Source organism: Haloplanus salinarum (assembly GCF_024498175.1).
GTDB lineage: Archaea > Halobacteriota > Halobacteria > Halobacteriales > Haloferacaceae > Haloplanus > Haloplanus salinarum.
In genome coordinates, this window is the sequence record NZ_CP101823.1 from 3,355,917 (window position 1) to 3,372,035 (window position 16,119).

General features: G+C 69.9%; 21 protein-coding genes. 11 read left to right on the forward strand and 10 right to left on the reverse strand.

The genetic code is table 11. From position 1 onward, the window contains the following. Positions 1-45 precede the first annotated feature (45 nt). The gene (locus NO364_RS17585; RefSeq protein WP_157689654.1) at positions 46-246 is read left to right on the forward strand and encodes an HVO_0649 family zinc finger protein; all 201 of its coding nucleotides are present in this window, start codon (positions 46-48) and stop codon (positions 244-246) included. On the opposite strand, the gene NO364_RS17590 is transcribed toward NO364_RS17585, so the two are convergent. The 7 genes from NO364_RS17590 to NO364_RS17620 all read right to left on the reverse strand — a co-directional run bounded on the left by NO364_RS17590 (position 236) and on the right by NO364_RS17620 (position 6,027). Continuing rightward, positions 236-2,146 (reverse strand): DUF2070 family protein, encoded by a 1,911-nt coding sequence (locus tag NO364_RS17590; protein ID WP_257628159.1) that lies wholly within the window; start codon positions 2,144-2,146, stop codon positions 236-238. The two genes, NO364_RS17585 and NO364_RS17590, sit on opposite strands and share 11 nt — an antisense overlap. 40 nt (positions 2,147-2,186) lie before the next feature. Then, positions 2,187-2,735 carry a GMP synthase subunit A gene (locus tag NO364_RS17595; protein ID WP_257628160.1) on the reverse strand — a complete coding sequence of 183 codons (549 nt, stop codon included), beginning with the start codon at positions 2,733-2,735 and terminating at the stop codon, positions 2,187-2,189. Between the two features lie 60 nt (positions 2,736-2,795). Next, entirely contained in the window at positions 2,796-3,320 is a 525-nt protein-coding gene (locus tag NO364_RS17600; RefSeq protein ID WP_257628161.1) for a DUF7097 family protein, read from the reverse strand. 35 nt (positions 3,321-3,355) lie between these two features. Next, positions 3,356-4,507 carry a multicopper oxidase domain-containing protein gene (locus NO364_RS17605; protein WP_157689650.1) on the reverse strand — a complete coding sequence of 384 codons (1,152 nt, stop codon included), beginning with the start codon at positions 4,505-4,507 and terminating at the stop codon, positions 3,356-3,358. 115 nt (positions 4,508-4,622) lie between these two features. Then, positions 4,623-4,790: a DUF8143 family protein gene (locus NO364_RS17610; RefSeq protein ID WP_199243594.1), complete on the reverse strand. Its 168-nt coding sequence runs from the start codon at positions 4,788-4,790 to the stop codon at positions 4,623-4,625. Then, entirely contained in the window at positions 4,791-5,000 is a 210-nt protein-coding gene (locus tag NO364_RS17615; protein WP_157689649.1) for a zinc ribbon domain-containing protein, read from the reverse strand. Positions 5,001-5,070: 70 nt separating this feature from the next. Continuing rightward, positions 5,071-6,027 (reverse strand): hypothetical protein, encoded by a 957-nt coding sequence (locus NO364_RS17620; protein WP_199243593.1) that lies wholly within the window; start codon positions 6,025-6,027, stop codon positions 5,071-5,073. A gap of 169 nt (positions 6,028-6,196) precedes the next feature. On the opposite strand from NO364_RS17620, the gene NO364_RS17625 reads away from it, so the two are divergent. From NO364_RS17625 to NO364_RS17635, 3 genes are read left to right on the forward strand one after another with little or no spacing between them, the layout of a single operon-like run. Continuing rightward, a complete protein-coding gene (locus NO364_RS17625; protein WP_257628162.1) occupies positions 6,197-6,934 on the forward strand; it encodes a hypothetical protein in 738 nt (245 codons plus the stop codon). After that, the gene (locus tag NO364_RS17630) at positions 6,934-7,287 is read left to right on the forward strand and encodes a DUF192 domain-containing protein (protein WP_257628163.1); all 354 of its coding nucleotides are present in this window, start codon (positions 6,934-6,936) and stop codon (positions 7,285-7,287) included. Before NO364_RS17625 ends, NO364_RS17630 begins: the two co-directional genes overlap by 1 nt. Before the next feature lie 44 nt (positions 7,288-7,331). Then, positions 7,332-7,670, forward strand: coding sequence for a cupin domain-containing protein (locus NO364_RS17635; RefSeq protein WP_257628164.1), 339 nt, complete (start codon positions 7,332-7,334; stop codon positions 7,668-7,670). Here NO364_RS17635 and lysS read toward each other — a convergent pair. Then, entirely contained in the window at positions 7,667-9,271 is a 1,605-nt protein-coding gene (gene lysS, locus NO364_RS17640; RefSeq protein WP_157689645.1) for a lysine--tRNA ligase, read from the reverse strand. The two genes, NO364_RS17635 and lysS, sit on opposite strands and share 4 nt — an antisense overlap. Then, on the reverse strand, positions 9,268-9,984 hold the full coding sequence (gene pyrH / locus NO364_RS17645; protein ID WP_157689644.1) for a UMP kinase: 717 nt from the start codon (positions 9,982-9,984) through the stop codon (positions 9,268-9,270). The genes lysS and pyrH overlap by 4 nt, the downstream gene beginning before the upstream one ends. A gap of 126 nt (positions 9,985-10,110) precedes the next feature. Here pyrH and NO364_RS17650 point away from each other — a divergent pair, with 126 nt between their 5' ends. From NO364_RS17650 to NO364_RS17660, 3 genes are all read left to right on the forward strand, one after another. Then, complete coding sequence (locus tag NO364_RS17650; RefSeq protein WP_157689643.1) at positions 10,111-10,893, forward strand: molybdopterin synthase; 783 nt, start codon at positions 10,111-10,113, stop codon at positions 10,891-10,893. A gap of 214 nt (positions 10,894-11,107) precedes the next feature. Beyond that, complete coding sequence (locus NO364_RS17655; RefSeq protein ID WP_157689642.1) at positions 11,108-11,362, forward strand: DUF7123 family protein; 255 nt, start codon at positions 11,108-11,110, stop codon at positions 11,360-11,362. 104 nt (positions 11,363-11,466) lie between these two features. Then, positions 11,467-12,594, forward strand: coding sequence for a site-2 protease family protein (locus NO364_RS17660; RefSeq protein ID WP_257628165.1), 1,128 nt, complete (start codon positions 11,467-11,469; stop codon positions 12,592-12,594). Here the strand turns inward: NO364_RS17660 and thiL are convergent. After that, positions 12,591-13,460 (reverse strand): thiamine-phosphate kinase, encoded by an 870-nt coding sequence (thiL, locus tag NO364_RS17665; protein ID WP_157689640.1) that lies wholly within the window; start codon positions 13,458-13,460, stop codon positions 12,591-12,593. The two genes, NO364_RS17660 and thiL, sit on opposite strands and share 4 nt — an antisense overlap. A gap of 91 nt (positions 13,461-13,551) precedes the next feature. Between thiL and NO364_RS17670 the strand changes: the two genes are divergently transcribed. From NO364_RS17670 to NO364_RS17685, 4 genes are read left to right on the forward strand one after another with little or no spacing between them, the layout of a single operon-like run. After that, positions 13,552-14,586 (forward strand): lysylphosphatidylglycerol synthase transmembrane domain-containing protein, encoded by a 1,035-nt coding sequence (locus NO364_RS17670; protein WP_157691144.1) that lies wholly within the window; start codon positions 13,552-13,554, stop codon positions 14,584-14,586. A gap of 40 nt (positions 14,587-14,626) precedes the next feature. Then, the gene (locus NO364_RS17675; RefSeq protein WP_157689639.1) at positions 14,627-15,082 is read left to right on the forward strand and encodes a 30S ribosomal protein S19e; all 456 of its coding nucleotides are present in this window, start codon (positions 14,627-14,629) and stop codon (positions 15,080-15,082) included. Between the two features lie 42 nt (positions 15,083-15,124). Then, positions 15,125-15,484, forward strand: a complete 360-nt coding sequence (locus tag NO364_RS17680; RefSeq protein WP_157689638.1) for a DNA-binding protein — start codon at positions 15,125-15,127, stop codon at positions 15,482-15,484. A gap of 4 nt (positions 15,485-15,488) precedes the next feature. Further along, entirely contained in the window at positions 15,489-16,106 is a 618-nt protein-coding gene (locus NO364_RS17685; protein ID WP_157689637.1) for a DUF7411 family protein, read from the forward strand. Positions 16,107-16,119: the final 13 nt, after the last annotated feature.

Genomic DNA, 16,119 nt, shown 5'->3' on the forward strand with positions numbered 1-16,119 from the left:
GGACGATCCAAAGAGTTAACACGTCACTGAGATAACTGGTAACGTATGTCAATGACGAACCGGTCCGGGTCGACCCCGTTCGGGCGGCTCCGGGCGCACTTCGAGGCGTCACGGGCGGCGTGCCCGGCCTGTGGGTACGAGGACCCCGAGGTCGAGTGGCGGGTGACCACCACGGGTTGCCGCGTCGCGTACCGGCACCGCTGTCCGAGCTGCGACGCCGTCGAGGAACACGAGTTCAGCCTGTAAGGAAGAAGATCAGGACGCTGACCGCCATCGCGACGATGATGATGATGGCGGCGAGCGCTCCGCCCATCGAGACGAGGGCGTTGGCGTGACTGGCGAGGGTCTCCGTGCGGTCGTTGCCGAACACCGTCACCGAAGCCCGTTCGGTCGCCATCCCCGCCGACACCGGTTCGAGGTCGGCGACGGCCTCGTCGAGCAACCGTTCGATCAGCGCGACGAACTCGCCGTGATCGATGGCCGACCCAACCTGGTTGTCCGCCTCGACGCTGTTGACGATGTGCGTGTCGGTCGTCATCACCTCCACGGCGTCGATCGGTTCGCGGGCGGTCACCGCGTCGACGACCCGTCCCCGCAGTCCGGGCACCATGTTGTTGCCGTCGACGAGGACGTAGGCCGTGTGTTGCCCCTCGACTTCGGCGACCGCCACCCGGATCCCGAGCGGGCCGATGCCGTCGAGCGGGGTCCACGGCGTCCGGTCCCAGGCGACGCCGAGGTGGAGCGCCCCGCGTGGCGCCTCGCTCAGTTGCCGTCCGGCTTGCCTGGCCGCCGTGATCATGTCGAAGGCGCGCTCGCTGCCGGGCGTGACGTGGCCCAGGTCCTCGCCCTGGAGGCCGTTGTTGGAGTTGTGCGCGTCGACCAGGAGGACGTCGTCGAGGCCGACGGTGCGGGCCTCGGCGGCCGTCGCGAGGCCGACGCCGTACTCCACGTCATCGGCGAAGCCCGGGGCGAAGGTGGCCACCAGGAGGGCGTCGTCGCCGAAGGCCTGGCCGAGCATCGACGCCTCGCCCGACCCCGTGCGGACGCTCCGTGTCGCCTCCTCGGCGTACGCGATCCGGTCGCCCGCGGCGTCGATGGCGTCGAGGATGGCGTCCACCTCGCGCTCGGTCACGAGGTTGAAGTCGTGGCCGGCGGTGGCGTGGGGCGGAAAGACCAGCCCCTCCGTGTGTTCGGCGACCCGGACGGGGAAGTTGCCGCCACCGATCTCACCCATCGGCCCGGGGTGGATCATCGGCAGGACGAACCGCGCCTTCTGGGTGCCGTCGGGCCGCTGGAAGGACAGCACCGTCACAGGGACGACCGCCTCCTCGCCCAGTTTCTCGAAGAAGTCCTCCAGCTCGCGGGATCCCTCGGCGACGTGGCCGACGAACCCGCGGATGAAATCGAGGACCGACACGCCGAGGCTCCGCTGCCACGGGCGGTCGATCACCCGGATGAAGGTGTAGACCGCCCCGGCGTAGATCACGCAGGTGACCGCGAGCAGTTGGAAGTGAGCGGCGTCGATGATCCACAGCTCCGGTGGCGCCTCCGAGGCCCGCGAGAGGTAGGGCATCAGGTAGGCGTCGACGAGCGGGCCGCCGAGTTCCAGAAACCGGACGGTGCCGCTGTAGACGAACAGGAACACCGCCGAGACGACCGTCTGGAGGCTCGCGGGCACCGCGGCGATCAGGAGCGAGGACTGCGAGACGGCCATGACGACCAGCAGGCGGAAGGCGAAGATGGAGGCCAGCGCGATCACCAGGGCGTCGTAGACGAACGTCTGGCCCAGCGGCGTCACCTGCGAGACGATGCCCGCGACGGTGACGATGGCCACGAGGATGACCTCGCAGATCAGCGCCAGCAGCGACGACCGGTTCGGGGTGAGTTTGCCGCCGACGAAGCGGTCGACCCCGGTCGTCCCCAGCGACGCGATGACCGTCGGCAGTCCGATGAAGAAGATGCCCTGCCAGGCGTCGCGGCCGAGGATGAGCAGGTTCCGCCACGTCGGCGACGTGGTCCCCGAGTCGAAGGCCGCGATGCCGGCCATCGCGGCGAGCACGAGCGCGAACCCGAGGCTGGCGTACCAGCTGGGCGCGGTGAAGATATACCGCGACAGGTCCGCGAGGTCGGACTGGGTCGCCGTCATCGGTCGCTCGGTGGACGCGGGACGTGGTAAATCCCCACCTTCAGTCGCAGCGGGCGATGAAGTTCGCGAACACCTCGTCGCCCTCGGCGGTGTGGGCGACTTCGGGATGCCACTGGACGCCGTACAGCTCCCGGTCCGGATCGCTCATCGCCTCGATCTCGCAGACGTCGCTTTCCGCCGTGTGGGTAAAGCCCGTCGGGAGGGCGGTCACCTCGTCGGCGTGGCTCGCCCACACGCGCGTCTCGGGGGCGAGCGACCCGACCAGCGGATCGTCGTCGTCGACGATCCGGACGTCCACGTCCGCGTAGCCGCCGTAGTCGCCGGCACCGACCTCGCCGTCGAGCTCCGTGGCCATGATCTGCATCCCCAGGCAGATCCCGAGGACCGGGATGTCCATGTCGAGATACTCCGCACAGCGGCCGATGCGATCCATGTCGGGCCCCCCCGAGAGGACGAGGCCGTCCGCGTCGAGGTCCTCCGGCGGGGTGTCGTTGTCGACGATTTCGGTGTCCACGCCCGCGTCGCGGAGCGCCCGACGTTCCAGGTGCATGAACTGCCCGTGGTTGTCGACGACGAGAATCCGAGTCATTACGACCGGATAGGCCGGTAACGCCTAAAAGATGACCGGAACCGGCTCACTGCCCGTCGTTCACCGCCGGTCGTCCCGCTCTGCGGCCGTCCGGAAGCCGAACTCGGCTTGCTCCTCGCTCCGTCGTTCCTCGCGGGCGGCGAGTGCCTCGGCGTCCGGATTCACGTCGTCGTCGATCCGCGCCCACCCGGCGTGGACCTTCGCGTGACACCAGCGACACAGCGCCACCGTGATCTCGTGGGCGGGATCGTCCCCGGACGCCTCGGCCGACCCGTAGGAGAGGTGGTGTTCCTCCAGCAGCGGCCGGACGTCGTCGTGGGCCATCCGTACCTCCCCGAGGCCGCAGCGACGACACTCCCGGCCGTCGGTCGTCGAGCGGTAGTGGGGACAGTCGCGCCAGCCGTCGTCGCCGGCGACGACGCAGGCGTGGCCGTCGGCGCGTCGTTCGGCCGCGAACGCGGGATCCTGCCCGGCGTGTTCCAGCGCGAACCGACAGCGCCCGTCGGAGGTCAGGTGATCGCACCGTCCGGCGTGGGCGTAGGGGTCGTCCACCCCGACCGACGTGCCCGTCGGCGTCCGCTCCATGGGCGCCGGTCGGGCGCCCACGGGCAAGAACCTGTCTACCCCTCGTAGCCCGCGTACTCCATCAACTGGGCGAAGATGTCGGAGTCCATCGCCGACTCGTAGACGATGCCGCCGACCATCCCGCCGGGGTAGGCGTTGCCGTTCATCGCGTGGCTCACCTTGTGGCAGTGCATGAGGTAGATGCCGGGGTCGGCGTCGGCCTCGAACTCGATGGTCTTGCGCTCCGCGGGCGCCAGGTCGAGGATGTCCTCCTCGTACTGGGCGGCCTCCGGAATCCGTGACCCGTCCTTCTCGACCACCCGGAACCGGTGGTTGTGCGTGTGGATCGGGTGGTTCATGTAGCCGTTGTTGGCGTAGTGGATGCGGACGGTGTCGCCCTCGCTCACCAGCACCGGCGAGCCGTCCTCGGGGTGGAGCGTCCGCGGTGCCGACCGCCCGTTGATCGTGAACACGTCCGGCTGGCGGTTCCGCGGGCTGTAGCTCACGTCCTCGCCGGCCATCTGCCGGTTGAGCCGGGAGTCCCAGTCTTTGACCGTCATGAACAGCTCCTGATCGGCCGGCTCGTACCCCTCCGGATCGACGCGGAAGATGCCGTACATCCCCATGTCGATGTGCCGGTGGGTCTGGTAGTGGCAGTGATAGAGGTGGGTCCCCGGGACGTTCGCCGGGATCCGGTAGGTGTGTTTCTCGCCCGGCTGGACCGTGATCCCCGTCGTCGTCGGGACGCCGTCGTTCTCCCACGTCTTGCGGACGCCGTGGAAGTGGACGGTGTGGGGCATGTCCGCGTCCGTGTTGTCGAGGGTCACCTCCATGTCCTCGCCCTCCGTCGTCCGGATGATGGGACCCGGAACGCTCGGCTCGCGGTCGTCGGCCTGCCAGGCCCAGACCCGCGGCAGTTCGACGGGGCCACCCATCGCGTCGCCGGGATGGACCGGGAGCCGCGAGGTGACCGACCGGAGCGTCACCTGGTTGTTCTGCTCGGTCACGTCGACGACCTGTGGCTTGCCCGCGCCCGGCAGGCTCCCGCCGCTTTGCTGTGCCGCCGTCCCCGTCGCTCCCCGGGGCTCTCCCTCGCGGTTCATCGGTGCCGTACAGCCGGCGAGGCCGAGGACACCGGCCGTGCCGGTCGCCTTCATGAACTGCCGACGCGAGAGGTTCGTTCCGGGTGCTCCGACGTTGTCCGTCATACGAGTACACGTTACCGGGATAGCTACAAGTCGGGCTCGCCGGTTCCCGTCCGGCGGCAATCCCGTCGGAGATTCCCGAATATGTTCGGCTTCGAAGCGGGGAGTGTGGTGTGGCTCACCGCCGGTCGCGCTCGTTCACGTCGCGGCGGGCGGCCCGCTCGGCGGCCTCACGGTCCATCACCTCCCGGTCGTCGTGTTCGGCCCGGACGAGCCAGTACAGGACCAGCGGCGCCGCCAGGCCGAAGAGGAGGACGACGGCGAGGACGACGGTTCCGCCGGGCATTCAGCCCAGGAACACGTCGACGATGTCGCTCCCCGCCGAGCCGGTGTCGCGGTACAGCTCCGAGTAGCCGCAGTTGGCACAGGAGACCACCCGGAATGAGTTGGTCTGGATGTCGAACATCTTACTGAGACCCCCGCCCGTGGTGGAGATCTTTCCCACGTCGGTCTCGGTGTGGCCACATTTCGGACAGCCGCGGTCGTCCGTCTCCATGCCTTCGGCTTGCGCTCGTCGGGACAAAGAACCTCCGTTGACTCAAAGACGCGTTTGAGACACCGCCGCCTCAGCTGTACTGCTCGTAGATGCTGTCGGCGTCGTCCGCGTTCCGCGAGGCGAGATACCGCAGGTCCTCGGCGACGGTCTCGAAGGCGCCGGCGCGCTCCGGGAAGTCGTCGAGAAGGTCGTCGAGGCGGTCCTCGGCGTCGTTCAACGTGTCGTAGGCGCGCTCGGCCGTGTCGGCGGCCCGGTCGGTCCGGTCGTCGTCGATCTCGTCGCGTGCCCGGGACAGCAGGGTGACGCCGTTCCGGATGTCCTCGGCGTCGTCGGCGAGGGTGGTGAGCACCTCCGATTCGTCGGTCAACTGGGCCACCTTCGCGTCGTGTTCGTCCGCGTCGATGGCGTCGACGGCCGACGCCGGCGATCCTTCGCTCCCCGTGCCGATGGCCTCGATCGGCTCCGAGACCTGATCGGCGGCGGTCTTCACCCGCTCGACGTCGTCCTCCGCGTCGCCCAGGTCGCTGTCGTCCATGTGGGAGTACGCCTCGGTGAGCGCGTCGTGTCCCTCGATGAGCCACGACTGGGCGTCGGTGGCGTGCGTGAGGAACTGCTGCATGGCGTCGATGGCCTCGATGGTCTCCCGCTGGTCCTCGGTCGTCGCCTCTGCCTCCGCCTCGACGAGCGTCCGCTGGATGCCGTCGAGCTGGAGGAGCACCTCGCGGGCCCTGAACGACTCCGTCTCGGCGGTCACCGACAGGAGGTCCCCGGTGACGCCGTCGGTGTAGACGTAGATGGCCTCGGCGAGCTGTCCCTGTGCGGTGCTTATCAGCTCCGCCGCCGCCTCGGACGCCTCCGGCTCCGGCGTGGCCGTGGCCGTCGGCGTCGCGGTCGGTTCGGGCGTCTCGGTGGCCGTCGGTTCGGCTGTCTCCGTCGGGGTCGCCGTAGCGTCCGATCCGCTCGGCTCTCCGCCGAAGCAACCGGCCGCGAGGGGGGTCAGGGCGACGAGGAAGGCACGTCGATCCATACCCGCTTCTGGGGTTTCACATCAGTAAAACGTATCGATGCTGTCAGACGCGTGTGAGACGTGAACGGAGCGATTTCGAGCGTACGAACCGTCCTGTGCGACGTGCGTCAGACACGTATCAGATTTGGATAAAAACATATAGGTCGACGTCGCCGCACAGCAACGAACGATGACCCTCCAGGACTCGTCCACGGGACGCGACGGCGTGGGTGCCCGGGCCGCTGCCGTCGTCGTCGCGCTCCTCGCCGTCGACGCCGGGTGGAACCTCTCGCTCAATACGCTGCTCGTCCGCTCCGGGGCGGCCGAGACGCTCGGAACCACGTTCCCGGTCACCGTCCCGCTCACCACGCTGGGTGCGGTCGGTGGGCTCGTCCTCTCCTCCGTCGCGGGCATCGTCCTGCTGGCGACGCTGGCGCGGGTGTTCGCCGCCGACACGGACGCCCTCGGGGCCGGCGAGACGCCCGCCGAGATGCTCGCGGCGTACGCCCGGGCCGTCGTCGTGACCGTCGTCGGCGTCGTCGCCGCCGGCATCGGCCTCGCCGCCCTCGTCGTCCCCGGACTGGTCGTACTCGTCCACCTGCCGCTGGTGTTCGTCGCCGTCGCCGCCGACGGCGAACCCATCGGGCGCGCGGTCGACCGCACCTGGACGCGCGCCGGCGGCAACCGCGCCCGGATCGCGGCCGTCGGCCTCGCCGTCGTCGCCGTCCCACTCGCGCTGGCCGTCGTCGCCACCCTCACCGCCATACTCCCGCCGCTCGTGGAACTCGCCCTCGGCGTCCTCGTCACCGGCGTCGCGGCCGCGGCGGGCGTCGCCGCCTTCACGGGAATCGCCGACTCGATCGACGGGTCCGCGACCGGCTCGGCCCGGACCGACCGGGTGAACCCCACCGCCTCCGGACGGCTCTAGTGGCCCGGGTCGTCCACCGTCCCGCCGACGGCGACGACCGGGTTCTCGCCGCCGACGCCGCCGTCGCCGACTCCCTCCTCGCGAAGGCCCGCGGTCTCATGTTCCGCCGCTCGTTCCCCGGCGACGCCCTCGTCTTTCCCTTCGACGGCGTCGGGGACCGCACGCTCCACATGGTCGCCGTCCCTTTCGACATCGACGCCGTCTGGCTCCGCGACGGACGGGTCGAACGCGTCGCCCGCCTCTCGGCCTGGACGGGCCTCGGCCGGGCCCCCGCCGACGCCGTGATCGAACTCCCCGCGGGCGTCGCCGACGGGGTGAGCGCGGGCGACGAGATGCTGATCGAGGGTCGCTGACGCCGGGGCGGAGATTTAAGCCCGCCGGGGTTCCCCGGATGTGTATGGAGATCCGATCCAGCGACGACGCGGAGACGACCGAAGCGGTCGCGGACGTCCACCTCTCCCAGTTGGCGTCGGGCGAGGAGATGAGCCTCCAGGGGTACACCATCGACGTCGGCGCGACGGTGCCCGAGCACAGCCACCCACACGAACAGGCCGGCCTCGCCACCCGCGGGGAGGTCGTGTTCATCGTCGACGGCGAGGAACGGGTCGTCGGCGCCGGCGACACCTACGTCGTCCCCGGCGGCGAACCTCACGCCGTCGAGAACCGGGGCGACGAACCGTTCGAGGGCGTCGACGTCTTCAGCCCGCCGCGGACCGACCCCGACTGGCAGGACTAGGCCTCGCGCCGGAGTCGTTTCACCACGAACGACTCGTCGAGTTCGCCGAGGAACTCCCCGAGGCGCGGACCCTCGGTGTCGTCGAAGAAGAGCCGATAGCCCGCGGCGAAGAAGTCGCCCACCTCGACCCCGTGTTCGCGGGCCGTCTCGTACATCTGCCCCTGGATGGCCTCGCCGTCGTGACCCTCGGCCACGAAGTCCGCGAGGTCCGCCAGCGCGGCGACGACGTCGGCGTCGAAGTCCGTCTCCGGCAGGTCCGCCTGCAGGCGGTAGTTGTACGCGTTGTCCATCCGCTCGGCCCACGTCCGTGCCCGCTCGACCCGGTCCAGAGCCTCCTCGATCGCCCACTCCGGCGTATCGTCGTCGAAGAAGCCTTGGTTGCGGGCCATCCGCACCCGGAGGTCGCGGTCGTCGGTCATCCCGAGGACGGCGGCGAAGGTGTACGGCAGGCGCACCCGCTCCGGGCGGACCTCGTCGACGACGAGCGGGTAGGCGCGATCCGCGAGCGGCTTCAAGTCCTCGTCGGTCTCCTCGTCGAAGTAGACCCGTTCGAACCGGTCGAACTCGTCGACTAGCAGGTCGATCCGCTCGGTGTCGAAGTCCTTCGCCCGCTTGGGGTTGCGGACGAAGAAATAGCGGAGGACCTCGGGTTCGAGGAGCGCGAGCACCTCCTCGACCGTGACGACGTTGCCAGCCGAGGAGGAGAGCGGTTCGCCGTCGAGCGTGAACCACTCGTAGGTCATGGGGACCGGCGGCTCGGTCTCCAGGATTTTTCGGGCGATCTCCTGGCCGCTCGGCCACGAGCCCTCGGCGTGGTCCTTCCCGAACGGCTCGAAGTCGACGTCGAGGACCTTCCACTGCGCGGGCCACTCGAAGCGCCAGGGGAGTTTGCCCTCCCGGAGCGTGCCCGTCCCCTCGTGGCCACAGCCCTCGATGTGGTCGCCGCCGGCGTCCAGCCCCGAACAGACGTACGACACCTCGCCGGCGTCGAGATCGACGCCGCGTACGTCCTGCGTGAGTCGACCGCACTCCGAACACTGCGGCATGAAGGGGACGTAGTCCTCGTCGACGCCGTCCTGGTACGCGGCGAGCACTTCGCGGGCGCGGTCGGCCTTCGCGAGCACTTCGCGGGTGACGGCCTCGAACTCGCCGGACTCGTAGAGGGCGGTGTTCGACACCATCTCGACGGGGACGCCGACGGCCTCCGCGCTCCGGGCCAGGAGGTCGGTGAAGTGAGCGCCGTACGAGTCGCTCTCGCCGAAGGGGTCCGGGATGTCCGTGTACGGTTTGCCGAGGTTGCGGCCCAGCGCCCCGGCGTCCACCTCGCCCAGGCCGACGAGGTTCCAGTCCGCGTCCGCGAGCCGTCGGGGGACGCCCCGCAGGGCGTCGCGGTCGTCGCTGGTGAACACCTGTCGTACCTCGTGACCCCGCTCCCGGAGGACAGCGGCGACGAAGTAGCCGCGCATGATCTCGTTGAAGTGGCCGAGGTGGGGGACACCCGAGGGCGAGACGCCGCCCTTGACGACGACGGGATCGTCGGGATCGCGGGCCTCGATTTCGTCGGCGACGTCGTCGGCCCAGAAAGCGTTGTGGTCGCTCATCGGCTCCAGCCGTCGGGGTTCTCGGTACAGCCCTCGGGGACCACGTCCGTCCCGGTGTGTTCCCCCCGGAGGACGGCCGCCTCGATCCGTTCGGGGTCGGTCCCGTCGAGGACGATCGTCCGCATCTTCGAGCGCTCGATGAGTTTCGCCGCCAGCAGGTCGACGGGCGCCGAGGCGCCGGCACCGCGGCTCATGGGGGCGATCAGGTCGACGAGTTCCGCCCCCGTGAGCCGCCCGTGGCGCTCGGCCTCGGGATCGGTGTCGGGGTCGGCGTTGAACACGCCGTCGACGCTCGTGGCGTAGACGAGCAGGTCGGCGTCGACGTACTCCGCGAGCGCCGCGGCCACCGCGTCGGTGGTCTGCCCGGGCATGACCCCACCCATGACGGGCACGTCGCCCCGGCGCAGCGCCTCCCCGGCTTCCTCGTAGTCGTGGGCCGGCGAGGGCGCCGAGAGCCCGTCGAGAGCCGCGATCAGCAGGCGGGCGTTGATCCGCGTCACGTCGATGCCGAACTGATCCAACTGTACCTCGTTGGCGCCGAGTCGGCGCGCCGTCCCGATGTACTCGCGGGCGACGCCGCCACCCCCGACGACCGCGCCGACTTCGCAGCCCGCCTCGACGAGCGCCTCGACCGCCGCCCCGTGGCCCGCGACGCGGTCGGCGTCGAGGTCCGGCGCGAGGACGCTCCCGCCGATAGAGATCACGACTCGCATTATCCGTCCGGTAACCACGAGGCCGGCTTAAGGGTTGTCAAGCCGCCGAGCGTGCGTGAACCGTCCGCGTGACCCCGACTCGCACCGTCGAGTCACAGTTAAGGGTCCGCGTCCGCTTCTCGACGTATGAAGACGCTCAACATCGTCGGCCCGGGCGCCGTGGACCTGGCCGACCGACTCGTCCCCCGACTCGACGGCCGCGTCGCCACCGTGGAGACCCTCCCCGAGACCGCCGCCCGCGACACCGACGCCGGCGCGGCCTACGGCCTCTCGACCGACGGTTCGTGGATCGGTGCCGGTGACGGCGAGACCCTGTCGGACCTCCTCGACTCGCTGGTTCCCGACTACGACGCCGCCCTGACCGTCGGCTTCGCGGACGCTCGCCTCCCGACGGTCGCCGTCGCCGACGCCGAGGCGGCCGGCGAGGTCCGACACACCGTCCCCGAGGCCGCCGACGCCGACCTCGATCCGGTCCTCGACGTCGTCGCCGACCTCGAACCGCGGATCACGCTCGAATCCCTCGTCGACCGGGCGAAAGCGTCCCCCAAGGCCGAGCGCGCCGGCGCCATCGCCACCTTCACCGGACGCGTCCGGGTCAAGGATGCCGAGGACGACACCCCGACCACGCACCTGGAGTTCGAGAAGTACGAGGGCGTCGCCGCAGACCGGATGCGGACCATCCGCGCGGAACTCGAGGCCCGCGACGGCGTGTTCGAGGTGCTGATGCACCACCGGACCGGCGTCATCGGCGAGGGCGAGGACATCGTGTTCGTCGTCGTGCTCGCTGGACACCGCGAGGAGGCCTTCGACACCGTCGAGGACGGCATCAACCGCCTCAAGGACGAAGTTCCCATCTTCAAGAAGGAGTCGACAGCCGAGGAGGAGTTCTGGATCCACGAGAAGGCCTGACCCGTCAGATACCCGATCGAAACGGCGATATAATTTTGCACCAATATTAAACGAAAGAAATTATTAGATGAGGTGGTAAAATGTCTCGAGGCTTCGTAAAACGTCCTGAATGATTTTCCGACTCGGATAAATCGGTAAAACCGCCCGAACTGCTCCGAACGTTCCTCCCTTTATAACACCCTCCGGGCTGTACGAACGGTCGAGGCGAAATCAAATGAGCGCAACCGCAGACCCCTCCACCGACTCCGACGACAGTGCCTCCAAAGAGGAGCGGCTCAAGCAGTACCTGCTCTCGAAGGCGCAGGACGGCGAGCACTACTTCAAGAGCAAGTTCATCGCCGACGAAGTCGACCTCTCGCCCAAGGAGATCGGCGCCCTGATGGTCAAGCTTCGTGACTCCGCCTCCGACCTCACCGTCGAGAAGTGGTCGTACACGAGCGCCACCACGTGGCGAATCGAGGCCGCCTGATCGGTCGTTCCCCCGTCCCCGCTGCGCCATCGCCACCCCGCCGTTCGCCGCCGGTTCGACCGCTGTCACGGGTTTTATACCGCTGAACGCACTACCCTGCACCGATGGACGGAGCCGACGGGCCGCCGTCAGAGCCCCTCGAAGCGGTGTTTTACGTCCGCGAAACCGACCGCGACGGCGACAGCGTTCGTTACTACGGCGAGCCCTTGGTGCCGAAGGGGTCGCTGGCCGACGAACTCCAGGAGCCGTTCCGTCGGGCCGGCTACCGCCTGGACCTCGAGGCCGGGCGCGAGCCCTGGGAGACGGTCGTCGTCGCCACGCCCGCGGACGGCCGGATCGACGGGGTCCCGTGGACCAACCTCGTGCTCTTCGTCGCCACGGTCGTCTCGACGCTCCTCGTCGGCGCCGTGGCCTGGTACTACGTTCCCCCCTCCGACCTCGCGGCCAACCCCCTGCTCGCCCTGCGGGCGTGGCCCTTCACCGCCGCGGTCCTCGGCGTCCTGACGACCCACGAACTCGGTCACTACCTCGTCGGTCGGTACCACGGCGTCGACGTCTCCTTGCCCTACCTCATCCCCTTCGTCGTCCCCTTCGGGACGCTCGGAGCGATCATCCGGATGCGTGGGCGGATGCCCGACCGGAAGACGCTGTTCGACATCGGCGTCGGCGGCCCGCTGGCCGGCCTCGTCGCCACCGTCGTCGTGACGGCAGTCGGGCTCTCGCTCGATCCGATGACCGTCCCCCAGCGGGTGATCGACGCCCCCGGACGGATCATCGTGTTCAACAACCCGCCCCTGCTCGACCTGATCGCGGCGGTACTCGGACAGCCGACGAGTTACGCCGACCCGACCCGCACGGTCCATCCCGTCATCATCGGCGGCTGGGTCGGGATGTTCTTCACCGTGCTCAACCTGCTCCCGGTCGGTCAACTCGACGGCGGACACATGGTCCGGGCGATGCTCGGTCACCGACAGGAGACGGTCGCCTCGCTCGTGCCCCTCGCCCTCTTCTCGCTGGCCGCGTACCTCTACTACGTCCGCGGCCTCGGGTTCAACGAGTCCGTCGGCCTGTGGGCCGTCTGGGGGCTGTTCGCGACGTTCATCGCGTACAACGGCCCCGCCGAGCCGGCCGACGAGACGCCGCTCGGCTGGAAGCGGCAGGTCCTCGGACTCGTCACCTTCGCCCTCGGTGCGCTCTGTTTCCTCCTGGTCCCGATCCAGCTGCTCGGTTAGTGGGTGTACCCCCGATCCGGAAGCGGTTCGCCGTCGGCGACGACGCCCCCGTCGGTCACGCGTCCGATCCGGGTCACCGGCACCGGAAGCTCCGCTCGCACGTCGTCCAGCCGCGCCGCCGGCGCGGTGAACACGAGTTCGAAATCCTCCCCGAAGAAGGCCGAAAGCTCCCGCCGGTCGGCGTCGTCCGCGGCGACGGCGTCGACGCTCGGATCGACCGGGAGCCGGTCCCACGTGATGTGCACTCCACAGCCGCTGGCGGCGGCGAGCTGGTGGAGCGAGCGCGCCAGCCCGTCCGAAGAGTCCATCATGGCGGTGGCGACCGGCGCGAGCGCCCGTCCCGCCTCGACCCGCGGATCGAACCGGAAGAGCTCGTTTCCGCGGTCCGCGTTTCCGGCCTCGAACTCGCGGATGGCCGCGGCGCTCCGGCCGAGCGTCCCCGTCACGAAGACGCCATCGTCGGGGGCCGCCCCGCTCCGGTAGACCGGCTCCTCGACCCGCCCCACGACCGCCCCGGCGACGGTGAACTCGTCGTGGTCGTCGAGGTCGCCGCCGACGTACCGGGCGTCGACCGTCCCGCAGACGTCGGCCGCGCCGTCGACGAACGCGGCCACCTCCTCGGGATCGAACTCGGGGGCGCCGTAGGCCGCGACCGCCGCCGTCGCCGCCCCGCCCATCGCGGCCACGTCGGAGAGCGACGCCCCGATGGTCCGCCAGCCGGCCGTATATCGGGTCACCCCCGCCGGGAAGTCCGTCCGCTCGTGGAGCATGTCCGTCGTCAACACCAGCCCGTCGATCACCGCCGCGTCGTCGCCCGCCTCGCCGACGCGGTCGGCGAGGGCCGCCAGCGCGCTCCGTTCGTCCATGGCCGGCGTTGGGGGTGCCGGGTCAAAAACCCCCGACGCCCGCCGGCGTCGATCCGGTGGGTTAATGCGTCGGCTCCCCCTCCGAACGGACATGGCCGGCGGACGCACTCGGGCGACCGTCCTCGGGTTCGCCGGCGCCATCGCCGTCTTCGCCGTCCTCTTCTGGCTCGCCGGCGTCGACGACCTGCTCGTGCAACTCGCGGGTGCCGACCGCCGTCTCGTCGGCCTGGTCCTCCTGGCGACCCTCGGCTGGCTCGCGGCGTGGGGGCTCGCGCTCCGGGTCGTCCTCTCCGTCCTCGGCATCCAGCTGTCGGTGCCGCGGGCCCTCTTCGTGTTCACCGGAGCCATGTTCGCCAACAACGTCACGCCCTTCGGCCAGGCGGGCGGCGAACCGATCACCGCCCTCCTGATCTCGCGGGTGGCCGACACCGAGTACGAGACGGGGCTGGCCGCCATCGCGAGCGTCGACACGCTCAACTTCGTCCCTTCCATCACCATCGCGCTCATCGGCGTCGGCTACTTCGTCACCGAGGCGACCCTCGGCACCAGCCGGCGGCTCGAACTCGCCCTCGTCGCGGTAGTCGTCCTCGCCGTCGGCGTTCCGACCCTCGTCTACCTCGGCTGGCAGCGCCGCTACCGGCTCGAAGCGCGGATCGTCGGCGTCCTCACGCCGCTCGTCCGCCGGGTGGCGAGCCACGTCCCGCGCGTCCCCGAGCCGACGGTCGAGGGCGTCGAACGTCGGATCAACGGGTTCTTTCGGGCCATCGAGCGCGTGGCAGCCAACCCCCGCGGACTCGCGCTCGCGCTCGCGCTGTCCTCGCTCGGCTGGCTCTGTCAGATGCTCGGCCTCTGGCTCGCCTTCCGGGCCGTCGGCACGCCTATCCCCCTCTCGGTCGCGCTGTTCGTCGTCCCCATCGGCGCCATCGCGGGCGTGACGCCGCTCCCCGGCGGCGCCGGCGGCATCGAGAGCGTCCTCGTCGTCCTGTTGGTCGCCGCCCCGCTCGCGGGGGTCACCGAAGCCGTCGCGCTGGCGGCCGTCGTCGTCTTCCGGGGGATGGTCTACTGGACCCCGACGGTGCTCGGCGGGGTCGCGACCGGCGCCGTGGGCCTCCGTTCGCGGGCCTAATACGATGGGTTTAAACGCCGTCCGCCGGAAGCCTGCGCCAATGGTAACCCTCTACGACGTGCCGGCGGACGCGCTCATCGACGAGCTCGCCGACCGGCTCGCCGACCGTATCGAGGAGCCCGCGTGGGTGAACTACGCCAAGACCGGCTCGAGCAAGGAACTCCCGCCCCAGCAGGACGACTTCTGGGCCGTCCGCGCCGCGAGCCTCCTGCGGAAGGTGGCCGTCGACGGGCCCGTCGGCGTCGACCGGCTGTCGACCGCCTACGGCGACCGCAAGCAGGGCTCGACCCGCTACCGCGTCGCCGCCAAGCACACCGAGGCCGGCAGCAAGAAGATCATCCGGACCATCCTCCAGCAACTCGAGGACGAGGACCTGGTCTCGACCGCCCAGGGCGAGGGCCGCGTCGCCACGTCCGAGGGACAGAGCCTCCTCGACGAGGTGGCCGCCGACGTCCTCGATGACCTCGACCGGCCGGAACTCGAGAAGTACGCCTAACCCTCCGAAATCGTTTTCACTGTTTCGCCGGAATTCGTACCCATGAGTGGCAACCCCGACGACGAACGAATCGAGGAACTCCGCCAGCAGAAGATGCAGGAACTCAAAGAGCAGGCCCAGCAGGGCGGTGCCGACGGCGAGCGGGCCGAATCCCAGCAGGCCGCCCAGCAGGAGGCCGAAGCCCAGAAACAGGCGCTCCTGAAACAGCACCTCACCGACGGCGCGCGCCAGCGGCTCAACGCCGTCCAGATGTCGAAACCGGAGGTCGCCGACAAGGTCGAACAGCAGGTCGTCGCCCTCGCCCAGAGCGGGCGCATCCAGGACCGCATCGACGAGGACCAGATGCGGAAACTGCTGAAGGAGCTCACCCCGGACAAGAGCTTCGACATCCGCCGCCGGTAAGGCGATGGACGCCGCCGTCCTGTTCAGCGGCGGAAAGGACTCGGCGCTCGCGGCGCTCTCGCTCGACCGGTTCTACGACGTGACGCTGGTCACCGGCACCTTCGGGATCACCGACGACTGGCGGCACGCCCGCCGGGCGGCCGACCGCCTCGACTACCCCTTCCGCACCGTCGACCTGGACCCTGCCGTCGCCGACGACGCCGTCGACCGGATGCGCGCGGACGGCTACCCCCGAAACGGCATCCAGCGCGTCCACGAACACGCCCTCGAACGCGTCGCCGGCCTCGACGTGACTGCCGTCGCCGACGGCACTCGCCGCGACGACCGCGTCCCGACGGTCGATCGGTCGACGGCACGGAGCCTCGAGGACCGCCGCGGGGTCGACTACCTCGCGCCGCTCGCCGGGGTCGGCCGGGGCGCCGTCGACCGACTCGTCGATGCCCACCTGACGGTGCGGGCCGGGCCGAGCGAGGCACTGCCCCGGGCCGACTACGAGGCCGAACTCCGCGCCCACCTCGCCGACCGCGCCGGTCCCGACGCCGTCGCGTCGGTGTTCCCCGCCCACGAACAGACGGTCGTCCGCGGGCGACATCCCGCCACGGACGGCGATACGCCGAAGTGACTGGACGCGAAAG